Origin of the sequence: Lentzea sp. NPDC004782, assembly GCF_040609115.1 — a bacterium.
Classification (GTDB): domain Bacteria; phylum Actinomycetota; class Actinomycetes; order Mycobacteriales; family Pseudonocardiaceae; genus Lentzea.
This window is the reverse complement of the sequence record NZ_JBEXJN010000069.1, coordinates 31402-46821: the sequence shown is the minus strand read 5'-3', so window position 1 is coordinate 46821 and position 15420 is coordinate 31402. Positions and strand designations below refer to the sequence as shown.

12 protein-coding genes are annotated in these 15420 nt (G+C 70.3%); 10 read left to right on the top strand and 2 right to left on the bottom strand.

Features of this window, described 5'->3' with window-relative positions:
- Window positions 1-37 precede the first annotated feature (37 nt).
- Window positions 38-802, bottom strand: coding sequence for a pectate lyase (locus ABZV40_RS39935; protein ID WP_355454292.1), 765 nt, complete (start codon window positions 800-802; stop codon window positions 38-40).
- Between the two features lie 166 nt (window positions 803-968).
- On the opposite strand from ABZV40_RS39935, the gene ABZV40_RS39930 reads away from it, so the two are divergent.
- The 8 genes from ABZV40_RS39930 (at window position 969) to mmuM (ending at window position 11441) form a co-directional block, all read left to right on the top strand.
- Entirely contained in the window at window positions 969-1205 is a 237-nt protein-coding gene (locus tag ABZV40_RS39930; RefSeq protein ID WP_355454290.1) for a hypothetical protein, read from the top strand.
- Between the two features lie 296 nt (window positions 1206-1501).
- The gene (locus tag ABZV40_RS39925; protein WP_355454288.1) at window positions 1502-4375 is read left to right on the top strand and encodes a glycoside hydrolase family 48 protein; all 2874 of its coding nucleotides are present in this window, start codon (window positions 1502-1504) and stop codon (window positions 4373-4375) included.
- An 11-nt stretch (window positions 4376-4386) separates the two neighbouring features.
- Complete coding sequence (locus ABZV40_RS39920) at window positions 4387-5643, top strand: lytic polysaccharide monooxygenase (protein ID WP_355454287.1); 1257 nt, start codon at window positions 4387-4389, stop codon at window positions 5641-5643.
- Window positions 5643-6095 (top strand): hypothetical protein, encoded by a 453-nt coding sequence (locus ABZV40_RS39915; protein WP_355454285.1) that lies wholly within the window; start codon window positions 5643-5645, stop codon window positions 6093-6095. Before ABZV40_RS39920 ends, ABZV40_RS39915 begins: the two co-directional genes overlap by 1 nt.
- A 20-nt stretch (window positions 6096-6115) precedes the next feature.
- A complete protein-coding gene (locus tag ABZV40_RS39910; protein WP_355454283.1) occupies window positions 6116-7867 on the top strand; it encodes a glycoside hydrolase family 6 protein in 1752 nt (583 codons plus the stop codon).
- An 82-nt stretch (window positions 7868-7949) separates the two neighbouring features.
- On the top strand, window positions 7950-9278 hold the full coding sequence (locus ABZV40_RS39905; RefSeq protein ID WP_355454281.1) for a beta-L-arabinofuranosidase domain-containing protein: 1329 nt from the start codon (window positions 7950-7952) through the stop codon (window positions 9276-9278).
- Window positions 9279-9379: 101 nt separating this feature from the next.
- Window positions 9380-10399, top strand: coding sequence for a LacI family DNA-binding transcriptional regulator (locus ABZV40_RS39900; protein WP_355454279.1), 1020 nt, complete (start codon window positions 9380-9382; stop codon window positions 10397-10399).
- 151 nt (window positions 10400-10550) lie between these two features.
- Window positions 10551-11441 carry a homocysteine S-methyltransferase gene (gene mmuM / locus ABZV40_RS39895; protein WP_355454277.1) on the top strand — a complete coding sequence of 297 codons (891 nt, stop codon included), beginning with the start codon at window positions 10551-10553 and terminating at the stop codon, window positions 11439-11441.
- Window positions 11442-11445: 4 nt separating this feature from the next.
- On the opposite strand, the gene ABZV40_RS39890 is transcribed toward mmuM, so the two are convergent.
- A complete protein-coding gene (locus ABZV40_RS39890) occupies window positions 11446-11952 on the bottom strand; it encodes a hypothetical protein (RefSeq protein WP_355454275.1) in 507 nt (168 codons plus the stop codon).
- Window positions 11953-12146: 194 nt separating this feature from the next.
- Here ABZV40_RS39890 and ABZV40_RS39885 point away from each other — a divergent pair, with 194 nt between their 5' ends.
- Together ABZV40_RS39885 and ABZV40_RS39880 are read left to right on the top strand one after the other, a co-directional pair.
- Complete coding sequence (locus ABZV40_RS39885) at window positions 12147-13661, top strand: ABC transporter substrate-binding protein (protein WP_355454273.1); 1515 nt, start codon at window positions 12147-12149, stop codon at window positions 13659-13661.
- Window positions 13661-15367: an ABC transporter permease subunit gene (locus ABZV40_RS39880; RefSeq protein ID WP_355454271.1), complete on the top strand. Its 1707-nt coding sequence runs from the start codon at window positions 13661-13663 to the stop codon at window positions 15365-15367. Before ABZV40_RS39885 ends, ABZV40_RS39880 begins: the two co-directional genes overlap by 1 nt.
- Window positions 15368-15420: the final 53 nt, after the last annotated feature.

Genomic DNA, 15420 nt, shown 5'->3' with positions numbered 1-15420 from the left:
CACGTGAGGTGGATGAAGGAGCCCTTCATCGCTCAAACTAGCGGTAGGTTATGTCGGAGGACTGGTAGAGGCAGTTCGTGCCGTCCGGGCCGGTGCCGATTTTCTTCGGCTCACCGCTCGTGACGCCCTGGTACTTGTCGCAGATCGCGATCTTCTTCTTGCTGTCGCCGACGATCGTGATCTTCGAGAACCGCGCGGTGTCGCCGTAGTTGGTGTTGATGCCGACGAGCGCCTTGCCGGGGGAGAACGCGGTGATGTTCTCCAGCACGACGCTGCGCTTGTGCTGGGTCTTGCAGTTGCCGCAGGACCGGTAGAGCTTGCCGAAGTCGTCCACCTGGAAGTTGCGGATGATCATCGTGCCCGGTCCGTTGTGCTGGAACACCTTGTCGGCGGCCTTGCGCGCGCCGCCGCCGTTGATGGTCATGGTCTGCGATGACGACGTGCCCTTGAAGGTGGCCGCGTCCTCGCCGACGTCCTCCCACCACACGTTGGTGAGCGTGCAGGTGCCGAGGCAGTGGACGCCGTCCGCCGCCGGTGCGCCGAGCACGACGTTCTTCAGCGTCGCGCCGTCGGCCAGCTGGAAGATGGGGTCCTGGTTCTCGTTCTGGTCGCCCGAGCCCAGGTTGCCGGTGCCGTAGAACCGTTGCATGCCACCGTCGTAGGTGCCCGCGGGAACCTTGATGGTCGCGCCGACCGGCTTGGAGCCCGTCGGGTTCGGGAAGGTGCTGCCTGCTGCCTGTGCCTGTGGTGCGAGAAACGCGGCCAGCGCCGCGGCCAACACCACTGGTGCCAGTTTCTTCATGTGCGCTCCGCTTGCGGGGATGCGCGGCGGTAATTCGATGGTAGAGCCGTCGTCTTTCCTGTCAACTATTTTCGATTGTTCGACTCGAACGCTCTCGAATTGGTTGACCGGATTGTTGTGGGCTGGTTTTCTTGGTTGTACCACCACGCACTCGTGGGAGTGTGGAATGGTTCCGAAACGCGCAGCGCTGATTTTCGCCACCGTGCGGGTGTCCGGCGCGGTCGCCGCGCGTGCCGTCGGCAACCCGGTGCACGTCCGCAACGACTATTACGGCGGTGTGACGGCGTACGGCGTCGCCTCCACCGTCGAGGCGGACCCACTGGTCGAAGGTGACCACTCCGAGGGCTCTGCGGAACATCCATTTCGTCAACTCAGGAACGGACGGCCAGGGGTGGTTCGGTGAAGAATCTTCTCCATTCCTGCCTCCTCAACCCCGTGAGCAGCGCAAAGAGCGTTGTCGCGGCAGGCGTGGGAACTGGACGCTTTTGATCACACCGACGGTCTGGGACCGCTCCCAGAATTCCACTCGAAGGGAGCAGTAAGGGAATCTGGCAGACGAACGGCTGATGTGCCGAGTGGTCCAGTGGCAAGGGCTTTCCGGTGCAGCACCGGCTGCACCGGGGGGCCAGTACGCGATGTGGCTCGCGTTACAGTGCCGTGAACTCTGGGAGCGCTCCCAGTTGTCGAGAGGGCGGCGGCATGACTCGACGAACAACGGCATTGATGGCTGCGGCGGTGATGGTGATCGGAGGGGTACCCGCGATGGCGGCCCCCGCGGCGGTCGCCTGCACCGTCACTTATTCGATCACGAACGAGTGGAGCAACGGATTCGGCGCCAGCGTGTCGATCCGCAACGACGGTGACGCGCTGAACGGCTGGAACCTGACCTGGACGTTCCCGGACGGGCAACGCGTCACCCAGGGCTGGAACGGCACCTTCACGCAGAACGGCGCGGTCGTGACCGTGACCAACCCGGACTGGGCGCGCACGCTCCCGGCCGGCGGCACCACGCAGGTCGGCTTCAACGGCAGCAAGGGCGCCACCAACCGGCCACCGACGGACTTCGCGGTGAACGGCGTGTCCTGCACCGGCCCCAACAAGCCTCCGACGGTCTCGCTGACCGCGCCCGCGAACGGCAGCACCTACACGCTGCCCGCGCAGATCCCGCTGGCGGCGACCGCGGCGGACTCCGACGGCACGGTGACGAAGGTCGACTTCTACGACGGCGACACGCTGATCGCGACGGACACCAGCGCGCCCTACAGCGCCACGTGGACCTCGGCGGCGGCGGGTGACCACAGCGTCACCGCACGGGCGACCGACAACCGCGGTGCCACCACGACCTCGGCCCCCGCCGCGGTCAAGGTGCTGTCCGGGCCGGCGGTGCTGGCGAGCCCCAGCACGGTCTCGGTCAAGCAGGGTCAGTCGGCGACGTTCGACGTCTCCCTGGCCACCGCGCCGAGCCAGCCGGTCACCGTCACGATCGCCCGCACCGGCAGCGCGGACCTGACCGCGACGCCGGCGACGCTCACGTTCACCAGTGCGGCCAAGCAGACCGTGACGGTGGCGTCGGCGAACAACGGCGGCGACCTCGCGACCGCGACGTTCACCGCGTCGGCCACCGGCTACAGCCCGGCGTCAGTGACGGTCAAGGAGATCGATCCGTCCACTTCGGACTTCAACAAGGCGTTCCTGGACCAGTACAACAAGATCAAGGACCCGGCGAGCGGTTACTTCCGCAAGTTCGGCGACCTGCTCGTGCCGTACCACTCGGTCGAGACGCTGATGGTGGAGGCACCGGACCACGGGCACCAGACGACGTCCGAGGCGTTCAGCTACTACCTGTGGCTGGAGGCGAGCTACGGCCGCGTCACCGGTGACTGGGCACCGTTCAAGTCCGCCTGGGCGTCGATGGAGAAGTTCATCATCCCGTCGCAGGCCGACCAGCCGACCAACAGCTCGTACAACGCGTCGAAGCCGGCGACCTACGCGCCCGAGCACCCGCGGATGGACCGCTACCCGGCGGTGCTGGACTCCGGCGTTTCCGTCGGCCAGGACCCGATCGCGTCCGAGCTGAAGGCCGCCTACGGCAACTCCGACATCTACGGCATGCACTGGCTGCTCGACGTCGACAACACCTACGGCTTCGGCCACTGCGGCGACGGCACCACCGCACCCGCGTACATCAACACCTACCAGCGCGGTTCCTCTGAGTCGGTGTGGGAGACCATCCCGCAGCCGTCGTGCGACACGTTCAAGTTCGGTGGCCCCAACGGTTACCTGGACCTGTTCACCAAGGACTCGTCCTACGCCAAGCAGTGGAAGTACACCGACGCCCCGGACGCGGACGCCCGCGCCGTGCAGGTCGCACTGCTCGCGCAGAACTGGGCCACCGCGCAGGGCAAGCAGTCGCAGATCGCGCCCGAGGTCGCCAAGGCCGCGAAGATGGGCGACTACCTGAGGTACGCCATGTTCGACAAGTACTTCAAGAAGATCGGCGGCTGCACCAGCCCGTCGTGCCCCGCGGGCGCGGGCAAGGACAGCGACCACTACCTGCTGTCCTGGTACTACGCCTGGGGTGGCGCGTACGACACGTCGGCCGGATGGGCCTGGCGCATCGGTGACGGTGCCTCGCACCAGGGCTACCAGAACCCGTTGGCGGCCTACGCGTTGTCGAACGTGCCCGCGCTGAAGCCGTTGTCCGCCACCGGGCAGCAGGACTGGGCGAAGAGCCTCGACCGGCAGCTGGAGCTGCTGCAGTGGCTGCAGTCGTCCGACGGAGCGATCGCCGGTGGTGTCACGAACAGCTGGGACGGCTCCTACAGCTCGCCTCCCGCGGGCACGCCGACGTTCTACGGCATGTACTACGACCCGCAGCCGGTGTGGCACGACCCGCCCTCGAACCGGTGGTTCGGCTTCCAGGTGTGGGGTCTGGAGCGCACGGCGGCGCTGTACCGGCTGACCGGTGACGCCCGTGCGAAGAAGATCCTCGACAAGTGGGTGCCGTGGGCGATCGCGAACACCACGACCGGCGCGAACTTCCAGATCCCTGCCGACCTCGAGTGGTCGGGCGCACCGGACACGTGGAACGCCACCAACCCCGGTGCGAACGCCAACCTGAAGGTCCGGGTGCTGAACCGCAACCAGGACGTCGGCGTGGCCGCGTCGTTCGCCAAGGTGCTGCTGAACTACGCGGCGAAGTCGGGCAACGCCCAGGCCAAGACCACGGGTGAGGCGCTGCTGACCGGGTTGCTCGCGCACCAGGACAGCATCGGCATCGCGACTCCCGAGGTCCGCACCGACTACAACCGGTTCGACGACGTCTACAACTCCAGCACCGGTGAAGGCCCGTACGTGCCGCCGGGCTGGACCGGGAAGATGCCGAACGGCGACCAGATCAAGCAGGGCGCGAGCTTCCTGTCGATGAGGTCGATGTTCCGCAACGACCCGCAGTGGCCGAAGGTCCAGTCCTATCTGGACGGTGGACCGGCGCCGGAGTTCACCTATCACCGCTTCTGGGCGCAGACCGAGATCGCCACCGCGTTCTCGCTCTACGGCGAGATCTTCGGGTGAGGAGTACCGAGATGAGAAAACGCATAGCAGCGCTCTTGCTCGTCGCGGCCACCACCGGCGCGGTGCTCGTGCAGACCGGCGGAACGGCGCTCGCCCACGGGTCGATGGTCTGGCCCGCGAGCCGCACCTACGCCTGCTACCTGGACGGACGGGCCGGCAGCGGTGGCGGTGACCTGCAGCCCACCAACCCCGCGTGCGTCCAGGCGGTCGCGCTCGGCGGCAAGCAACCGCTGTGGGACTGGTACGGCAACCTGCTCAGCAACGCGGGCGGCCGGAGCCGGGACATCATCGCCGACGGTCACCTGTGCGGCCCCGCCACCAAGTACGACGCCTACAACCAGGCGCGGGCCGACTGGCCGGCCACGCAGCTGACCGCGAACGCCACGGTCACGTTGCGGTACAACGCCTGGGCGCCGCACCCCGGCACGTGGGAGCAGTACGTCACCAAGGACGGCTTCGACGTGACGAAGCCGCTCAAGTGGTCGGACCTGGAGCCGGCGCCGTTCGACAAGGTGACGAACCCTCCGCTGGGCAACGGCGAGTACAGCTGGCAGGCCAAGCTGCCCAACAAGTCCGGGCGCCACATCATCTTCTCGCTGTGGCAGCGCTCGGACAGCCCGGAGGCGTTCTACAGCTGCTCGGACGTGGTGTTCGGCGGCGGCGTGCCGGACACGCAGCCGCCCACCGCGCCCGGCACGCCGGTCGCGTCCTCGGTGACCGGCAGCTCGGTGCGGCTGGACTGGGCGGCGTCGACGGACAACTTCGGCGTGTCGGAGTACCGCGTCTACCGCGGTGACCAGGTGGTCGCCACCTCGGCGACGAACTCGGCCACGGTCAGGAGCCTGACCGCCAACACCGAGTACACCTTCCGCGTGGTCGCGGTCGACGCGGCGGGCAACGTCTCACCGTCGTCGGCCGGCGTCACGGTCCGCACCGGCAGCGGACCCGGTGCCTGCACGGTGACCTACACCAAGCCGAGCACCTGGAACGGCGGCTTCACGGCGAACGTGAAGATCGCCAACGGCAGCGCGGAAGCGGTGCGTTCGTGGCAGCTCGTCTGGGACTTCCCCAGCGGGCAACAGCTTTCCTCGGCGTGGTCGTCCACGATCACCGTCGCGGACGGCAAGGCCACGGCCAAGGGGGCGTCGTACAACGCCGACATCTCCGCCGGCGGCACGGTGGAGTTCGGGTTCAACGCGACGACGTCCGGTGCGGTCACGGATCCGGTGAACTTCACGCTCAGCGGCGTGTCCTGCGCCATTCCGTGATGAGGGTCCTCCTCGCCCTCTTCGTGGCCGGTGCGGTCGTGTTCGTCATCGTCGTCGGACACGCCGCACCGGCCCCGGACCCGGCCAAGGGGGTCGACGGGATCGCCTCCTGGCTCAACGAGGTCACCGGCGAGTGCACCGAAGTCCGCAAAGGCGAGGACTTCGCCGCGTTCGCCGGTCCGGTGCGGTCGAAGGTCTACGGGCCGTTCATCGCCGACTGGGCCACGTGCGTCAAACCGCCTTACGAGCGGCTGGGACTGCTGGTGCTCCGGCCGGGCCTGGCGGAGGCCTGGCACGAGGCACTGGCACGAGGCGAGGTCCGGGGCGACCCGGACCTCGTGTTCGGCGACGGGTTCGCGCTCACCGGGTCGGACGGCATGGAGTACCTCGGCCTGAGGCGACTGGAGTGCACGCCGGCCGCGTGCTCGTTCGTCGAGATCAAACACCATTGAAAGACAGGAGATCCGTGGCAATGAGGCTCAACGGACAGAGGCGGTGGGCCGCGGCGGGTGCCGTGGTCGCCACCGCCGTCGCGACGACCGGGCTCGCGCTCAGCGCGCCCGCGGGCGCCGCACCTGGCTGCCGTGTGGACTACACGGCGAACAACTGGGGCGGCGGAGGCTTCGGCGCGGCGGTGAAGATCACCAACCTGGGTGACGCGGTGTCGTCCTGGACGCTCAAGTTCAGCTTCCCCGGCAACCAGCGCGTCACGCAGGGCTGGAGTGCGACCTGGTCGCAGTCGGGCGCGGACGTCACGGCCACGAACGCGTCGTGGAACGGCAGCCTGGGCAGCGGTGCGTCCATCGACATCGGGTTCAACGGCAGCTACACCGGCAGCACCAACGCCAGCCCGGCGACGTTCACGTTGAACGGCACGGTGTGCAACGGCCAGCCGCCGACGAGCACGACGACCACGACGACGACCACCACCACGACGACCACGACGTCGGGCAACCCGAACCCGGACCCCGGCAACCGCGTCGACAACCCGTACGCGGGCGCGAAGATGTACGTCAACCCGGACTGGTCGGCCAAGGCCGCCGCCGAGCCCGGTGGCAGCAGGGTCGCGAACCAGCCGACCGGCGTGTGGATCGACCGCATCGCGGCGATCACCGGCACGGTCGACGGCCGTGGCGTCGAAGGACATCTGGACGAGGCGGTGCGCCAGGCGGCGGGCTCACCGCTCGTGATCCAGTTCGTGATCTACAACCTGCCCGGTCGCGACTGCTCGGCGCTCGCGTCCAACGGTGAGCTCAAGCCCACCGAGATCGACCGCTACAAGAAGGAGTACATCGACCCGATCGCGGCGATCTTCGCCAAGCCGGCGTACAAGAACCTGCGGATCGTCACGACGGTGGAGATCGACTCGCTGCCGAACCTGGTCACCAACGTGACGCCGCGCAACACCGCCGTCCCGGCGTGCGACGTCATGAAGGCCAACGGCAACTACATCACCGGTGTCGGCTACGCGCTCGCCAAGCTGGGCGCGATCCCGAACGTCTACAACTACCTCGACATCGGCCACCACGGCTGGATCGGCTGGGACGACAACTTCGGCCCGACGGCCGAGCTGCTGTTCCAGGCGGCCAACGCGTCCGGCAGCACCAAGGCGAACGTGGTGGGCTTCATCGCCAACACCGCGAACTACGGCGCGTTGCACGAGCCGTACTTCACCATCGACGACTCGGTGAACGGCACGTCCGTGCGCCAGTCGAAGTGGGTGGACTGGAACCGTTACGTCGACGAGCTGTCGTACGCGCAGGCGTTCCGGCAGCGCGCGATCCAGGCGGGCTTCGACCAGAACATCGGCATGCTGATCGACACCAGCCGCAACGGCTGGGGCGGTGCGGCGCGTCCGGCGGGCCCCGGCCCGAAGACGAGCGTGGACGCGTACGTCAACGGCGGCAGGATCGACCGGCGCATCCACACCGGCAACTGGTGCAACCAGGCCGGTGCCGGGCTCGGCGAACGGCCGAAGGCGGCGCCCGCGCCGGGCATCGACGCCTACGTGTGGATGAAGCCGCCGGGCGAGTCCGACGGCGCGAGCAAGGAGATCCCGAACAACGAGGGCAAGGGCGCGGACAAGATGTGCGACCCGACCTACACCGGCAACATCCGCAACGGCAACAGCATGTCGGGTGCGCTGCCGGACGCCCCGCTGTCGGGCAAGTGGTTCTCCGCGCAGTTCCAGGAGCTCATGCGCAACGCCTACCCGGCGCTGTGACGACGAGGCTGCCCTGAATCGGCTCCCGCGCGAAATCCCGCTCGCGCGGGAGCCCCTGCGGTCCCAGAAAAGGTCGTGCACCATGCCAGAGGTCGTTCTTCCCCGCGTCGCCGCGGCCCGTGCGGACTTCGGCGTGTCGGCCGAGCCGTTCCCGCTCGGCGCGGTGATGCTGTTGCCGGGACCGTTGCGGGACAACGCTTCCCGCGTGCACGCCCGGCTGCGGCTGCTCGACCCCGACCGGTTGCTGCACACGTTCCGCCGCAACGTCGGCCTGCCGTCCGGGGTGGTCCCGTGCGGCGGGTCGGAGGCGCCCGCCTCGCACCTGCGCGGCCAGTCGGCCGGGCACGTGCTGTCCGCGCTGGCGCAGGCGTTCGCGACCACCGGCGACCGCATGTTCTCGGTGCGGGCGAACTACCTGGTCGAGCAGCTCGCGCTGTGCCAGGACCGGGCCAGGATCGCCGGCTACAGCACCGGCTACCTGTCGGCGTTCCCGGAGGGCTTCCTCGGCGCGGCGGAAGCGCGCCAGCCCGTCCGCGCGCCGTACCACACCCTGCACCGGATCATGGCGGGCCTGCTCGACGTGCACCGGCTGCTCGGCAACGCGCAGGCGTTGACCGTGGCCACCAGGATGGCGGCGTGGGCGGCGTGGCGCATCGGCAGACTGCCGGCCGCGCTGCGGCGGGAGGTGCTCGCCACCGAGCCCGGCGGGATGCACGAGGTGCTCGCGAACCTCTACCAGCTCACCGGCGACCCGGCGCACCTGATCACGGCGCGGTACTTCGAGGTCGAGCACGTCAGCAGCTTCACGGCGCTGGGCGCGATCCGGGCGTACCACGCCACGGGCACGGCCCGTTACCGCGACGCCGCCCTGGACTTCTGGCGGACCGCGCAGCACTCCGACCACCTGTGCGAGACCTACAACGTGCTCAGGCTGGCCCGCGAGCTCTTCCGCGCCGATCCCGGTCAGGCGCGGTACTTCGACCACTACGAGAAGGCGCTGCACCTGCTGGCCGTCCAGGACACCGACGACTTCACGTGCTGCCACGGCACCGGTCTGGAGGCGGGCACCCGGCACGGCGACAGCATCTACTTCCACGCCGGGCCCACGCTGTACGTCAACCTGTTCGTCCCTTCCGTGCTGACCTGGGCCGGACGGGGGATCTCGGTGCGGCAGGAGCCGTCGGCGACTGAGTCGATCAAGCTGACGATCGGCGGGTCCGGCCGGATCGACCTGCGGGTGCGCGTCCCGTCCCACGTGGTGGGCGCCGGGCTGCGGGTGAACGGTGTGGCGTCGAGGCTGGTCACGCCGGGGACTTACGCGCGCATCGATCGCCATTGGGCCAACGGTGACGTTGTGAGCGTGCCCACACAGGCAACTTTCCAGACGGAAGATATTCGTCTGGACCACTGACTCGGCGCAATGTTAACGCGAACATGACTCTTGATGTCATCTGCGGGCGCTCCCTATGGTTGCGGAACGCTCAGCGCGAGTGAATGTGAAAGGAGGTCGGTGTGGTCACGATCGCGGATGTCGCGAGGCACGCGGGAGTCGCTCCGAGCACCGTCTCCTACGTGCTCACGGGCAAGCGGTCGATCTCCGCGGACACGAAGTCGAGGGTCCGGGAGAGCATCAGGGCGCTGGGCTACCAGCCGCACGTGGCCGACCGCGTGCTCACCACCAGCCGGACCAACGTGATCGGCCTTGTCCTGCCGTTGCGCGCGGGCACCCACCTGCCCGCGGTGATGCGGTTCGTCACCGCCGCGGTCACGACCGCGCGCCGCTACGACATGGACCTGCTGCTGATGACCGCGGACGACGGTGCCGCCGGCCTGCGCAGGGCCGCGAACAGCGCCCAGGTCGACGGCTTCCTGGTGATGGACGTGGAGATGGACGACGACCGGGTGCCGCTGCTGCGGCAGCTGTCCAAACCGTCCGTCCTGATCGGACACCCCGCCGCGGCCAGAGGTCTCACCTGCGTCGATCTGGACTTCGAGGCGGCGGGCGCGAAGTGCGTCGACCACCTCGCCGACCTCGGCCACCGCTCGATCGGCTTCCTCGGCGCGCCGAGCGCGGTCTACCGGCGCAGCAGTGGTTTCGCCCACCGCACGATGAACGGCTTCAGCGCCGCCGCGATGCGCAGGGGCGTGGCCGCGACGGCACTGTCCGTCGAGGACGACCACGACTCGGTGCTGCGCGCGGTCAAGGGCCTGATCCGCGCGCACCCGTCGATGACCGCGCTGGTCGTGCACAACGAGGCGGCGCTCGGCTGGATCACCGCGTGCCTGCGCGCGGCCGGCCGCCAGGTGCCGGGCGACGTCGCCGTGGTGGCGATCTGTCCCGACGAGCTGGCCGAGCAGATGTCGCCACCGCTCACCTCGGTGCGGCTGCCGGCGGAGGAGCTGGGCAGGCACGCGGTGGACCTGCTGGTGGCCAAGCTCGACGGCAAGCAACCACCGCCGCTGATGCTGCTGCCACCCCGCCTGTCCCGGCGGGCGAGCACCCCGGACCCGGTGCACCGCGCATCCGGCTGACCGGCTGGGCGGTCGCGGACGGCGCTCGGGGCGTGCGGAAATGCGGCCCGCACGAAAGGCGTCGTCCCGCGGCCGTTCCGGAGGAGTGCGTGAGGATTTCGGCGGAGAGACTGTCACGCACTCCTCCACCGCGCTTTTGTAGGATCTCCCGGTGACGCTGGCGGATTCTTTGGCTCGCAACGTGGTCGTGCTGGACGGCGGGATGTCGACGGCGCTGGAGCTCGCCGGGCACGACCTGTCCGACGAGCTGTGGTCGGCCCGGTTGCTGCTCGCCGAACCGGACGCGGTGCGCGCCGCCCACCTCGCCTACTACGAGGCGGGCGCCGACGTCGCCATCACCGCGAGCTACCAGGCGACCTACGAGGGCTTCGCCCGCCGCGGCCTCGACGCCGCCGAGACCACGCGCCTGTTGCGGGCCAGCGTGGCACTGGCCCGTTCGGCAGCGTCCGAAGTGGACGGTGAACGCTGGGTCGCGGCGTCGGTCGGGCCGTACGGGGCGATGCTCGCCGACGGCTCGGAGTACCGCGGCCGCTACGGGCTCTCCGGTCAGGAGCTCGTGGAGTTCCACCGGCCCCGGATCGAGGCCCTGTGCGCGGCGGAGCCGGACGTGCTCGCGGTCGAGACGATCCCCGACGCCGACGAGGCCGCGGCGGTGCTGGAGGTGGTGCGCGGCAGCGGGGTGCCGGCCTGGCTGTCCTACAGCATCCGCGGCGACCGGACCTGCGCGGGCCAGCCGCTCGACGAGGCGTTCGCGGTCGCGGCGGGGGTCGGCGAGGTGATCGCCGTCGGCGTCAACTGCTGTGCGCCGGAGGACGTCGCGAACGCGGTCGAGGTGGCGCGCCGGGTGACCGGCCTGCCGGTCGTGGTCTACCCGAACAGCGGTGAGCAGTGGGACGCGAGGGGCCGGTCGTGGAGCGGTGGCGGCACCGGGTTCGCCGCGCTGGCGGGGGAGTGGGCCGACGGCGGCGCGCGGCTGGTGGGTGGCTGCTGCCGCACCGGGCCGGACGCGATCGAGGAGCTCGCGCACGCGCTGAGGTCCTGAGCGGTCAGAAGTCGGCGTTGGTGTAGCAGTAGGTGATGCGCGGTTCGTCGTAGGACAGGGCTTCCGAGCGGGCTGGGCAGCGGCTTTGGTCGGTGGTGCCGGCCAGCACCTCGGTGACCTTGATGCCGCCCTCACCGGTGCACCGGGCCCGGTACCAGCTGTGCTCGGGGACGCCCGGCCGGTAGCAGGAACCCTTGACCAGGTGCGGCAGCAGGCACAGCGTGCCCGCCTTCGGGTCGACCAGCACCGTGTACTCGTCGTGGCCGTCGGGGCAGTTCTCGCCGCGGCGGGTGAGCACCTTGCCCACCCGGAACATCGACTTCTCGTCGTCACAGGGGGTGGTCGTGGCCTGACCGGTGCCGTCGCCGGTGAACGTCATCGCCACGCAGTCGCCCGCCTTGGCGCTCGACTGCGGAGCGGCGTACCGGTAGACCCCGAACACGCACGCCCCGATCGCCAGCAACACCAGGGTGAACCGCAGGACGCTGGTGTTCCGTGGCGCCGACGGCATGCGCTTCATCGTCGTTCTTCCCTTCTCCTGCTTGGGCAACTGCCCGTGACTACGAGGTTCTCGGGCGAGGGTGTTCACGGCCCGTGAGCGGTCGAGACGTACGGCCGGAAACCGAGACGATCGGCTCGACGATCATTGAGATTTCAACCACTGTGGTTCCGCGTTGGTTAGGCTTGCCTCATAAGGTGGCGGCCATGCACCGCTTCCGCCGCCCCCTCACGAGCCTCTGCGCCCTGCTCGCCCTCACCCCGTTGCTGACCGGATGCTTCGTGTCCGGTGGCGCCGAGGCCGGATCGTCCGGCCGGCTGCGGGTCGCGCTCGCGGTGCCACCGGCGCAGGCGCTGTCGCCGTTGGGCAACGACGCCACCGTATTGGGCAAGCTTTCCGTGGCGGAGGGTCTTACGGCTCTGGACGCCACCGGTGCCGCCGTACCCGCGCTGGCGAGCTCGTGGACCCGCAAGGACGACACGACCTGGGCTTTCGAGCTGCGCAAGGCCACCTTCCACGACGGCACCGAGGTCACCGCCGACGCCGTGGTCGCCGCGCTCGGTCACGCCGCCGCGGCCAAGGTCAAGCCCCGCGTGCTGAGCGACGTGACGCTGACCGCGCGGGCCGAGGACGCGGACACCGTCACGATCACCACGAGCACGCCGGACCCGGTGCTCCCGCTGCGGCTGGCCAGCCCCGCGCTGGGCGTGCTCGCGGCGAAGGCGTACGCACCGGACGGCACGGTCAGCCCGGTCGGCACGGGCACCGGCCCGTTCAAGATCACCAAGCTCAACGGCAAGAGCACGGCCACCCTCGACCGGTTCGACGGCTACTGGGGCGGCCGGGCCGCGCTGGCCGGCATCGACGTGACCTGGATCGCCGACGGCACGTCCAGGGCCAACGCCCTGCGCTCCGGTGAGGCCGACGTCGCCGAGTGGATCCCGACCTCCCAGGCGAAGCTGCTGGCCGACGGCACCCGGCACGACGTGCCGTCCGTGCGGACCGACAGCCTGGTGCTCAACACCGCGGACGGCATCTTCGCCGACCCCTCGCTGCGCGCGTCCGCCCGTGCCGCCGTGGACGGCTCCGCGGTCGTCGGCCCGGTCTTCGGCGGCTTCGCCGATCCCGCCCGGGGGCTGTTCGGACCCGCGGTCGGGTGGGCGGCGGCCAACCGGGTCGCGGTGACCGGACGGGCGCAGGCCCTGCCGGTCGCGGACGTCCAGGCCAGGACCCAGGGCAGGACGCTGCGCCTCGCGGCCTACACCAACCGCGCCGAACTGCCGGAGGCCGCGACGGTTCTGCAGCAGCAGCTGGAGAAGGCCGGGTTCACGGTGCAGCAGGACGTGCGCGAGTACACGCAGATGGAACCCGATCTGCTCGCGGGCAAGTACGACGCGTTGGTCTTCTCGCGCGTGACGCTGCTCGACACCGGTGACGCGGTCGCGTTCCTCGCGAGCGACTTCGCCGGCACGGGCGTCTACAACATCGCGCGGCTGCACGACGGTCAGGTCGACCAGGCCATCGCGGCCGCCGCCCAGGAGAGCGACACCGCGCGGCGGCAGCAGAAGATCATGCGGGCCGAGGCGGAGATCCTGCGCACGGACGCCGTCGTGCCGCTGGTGCACGAGAAGGTCGTGCAGGGCATCAGCACACGCGTCGAGGGCGTGGTGCTCGATCCACGCGAGCGGTCGCTGATCACCGTCGGCACCCGCCTGAAGTAGTGGGAACCACAGCGGTCGTCGCCGGTCGGGTCGTCGCGGGAACCGGTGTGCTGGCGGCCGTCGCGCTGCTGCCGTGGCTGTCCGGCACCGACCCGGCCCTGGCGGTGCTGCGCGCGCGGTCGGCCGACCAGGACCCCAGTCCCGGGCAGCTGGCGGCCGTGCGGGAGCAGCTCGGTCTGGACCGGGGTCCGCTGCCGCACCTGCTGCGCTGGCTGGGCGGGTTGCCGCGCGGTGACGCGGGCGTGTCCTGGGTGTCGGGTCACCCGGTGCTGCCCGAGGTGATGAACGCGTTCGCGGTCTCGGTGACGCTGATGCTCGGCGCCCTGGTCGTCACGGTCGTGGTGGCGGCGCTGCTCTGCGCCCGCACCCTGCGGCACGGAGCGCGGCCGCGCGCGGACACCGCGGTCGCGTTTCTGGCCGCGCTGCCCAAGTTCCTGCTGGCCGCGCTGCTCGCCACGGTGTTCGCGGTGTGGCTGCGCTGGTTCCCGTCCGGCGGCTGGGAAGGTCCGGCGTCGATGGTGCTGCCGTCGCTCGCCCTCGGCGTGCCGTCCGGCGCGGTGATCGGCGGCCTGCTCGAGCGCTCACTGCCGGCCGTGCTCGCCCAGCCGTGGGTGCGGACGTGGCACGCCTGCGGGCTGCCGCCCGGCCACATCGCCCGGCACGGCCTGCGCGGTGCGGTGGCCGGGGTGCTGCCGCAGCTGCTGCCGACCGTCGTGGCCCTGGTCGGCGGCGCGGTCGCGGTGGAGAAGATCTTCACCGTGCCCGGCCTCGGCCGGCTGGCCCTGGACGCGGCCCTGGCCAGGGACCTTCCGCTGCTGCAGACCGCCACGCTGGTGCTCGTGCTGCTCGGCGTCGTCGCGGGCGTGCTCGTGCGTGCCGCCCGCCGCGCCCTGCTCGGCCCGGCGCTGCGCGACGGCGCACTGCCCGCGCTTGAGCCGTGCGCGGTGCGGCCGCACCGCTTCACCCGGTGGGTTGCGTGTTCTTGTGCGCTCGTATTGCTCACGTTGGTGGTGGCGGGATTGCTGCGCGACCCGTCGCACGTGAACATGGCCGCGCGGCTGGCGTCGCCGTCCATCACGCATCCGCTGGGCACCGACGCACTCGGCCGCGACCTGCTGGCCCGGCTGGGCCACGGGGCGCTGCGCACGACGGCGCTCGCGCTCGCGGTGACCGCCGTGAGTGTCCTCATCGGACTGCTGGTCGGCACGGCGGGCCGTGCCGGCGAGGGTCTGACCGAGGTGGTGTCGACCCTGCCCGCCGTGCTCGTCGGCCTGCTGACGACCGCCGTGGCCGGACCGTCGGTGTGGGGTGCGGCCTGCGCGGTCAGCCTGGTCGCGTGGACCCCGCACGCCGCTCAGGCCGCCGCGCTGTTCGAGCAGGAACGGGCCACCGGACACGTGCGGGTGGCGCGGTCGATGGGGGCGGGACGGCTGCACCTGATGCGGCGCGGCCTGCTGCCCGCGGTGCTGCCTTCGGTGCTGAGCAACGCGGTGCTGCGGTTGCCCACCACGGTGCTCGTGCTGGCGTCGCTGGGCTTCCTCGGCCTGGGCGAGCAACCGCCCGCCCCGGAGTGGGGCCGCCTGCTCTCGGAGAACCAGCCGTACCTGGAGCTGGCACCGTGGACCGTGCTCGGGCCGGCCGGTGCGCTCGTGCTGCTGTCGGTGGTCGCGGTGTCCGCGACTCCGGGCGGTGCTCGCCGTCGATGAAGGGCTCCTTCCTCCACCTGGGGTGGAAGAAGGAGCCCTTCATCGAGCACCGG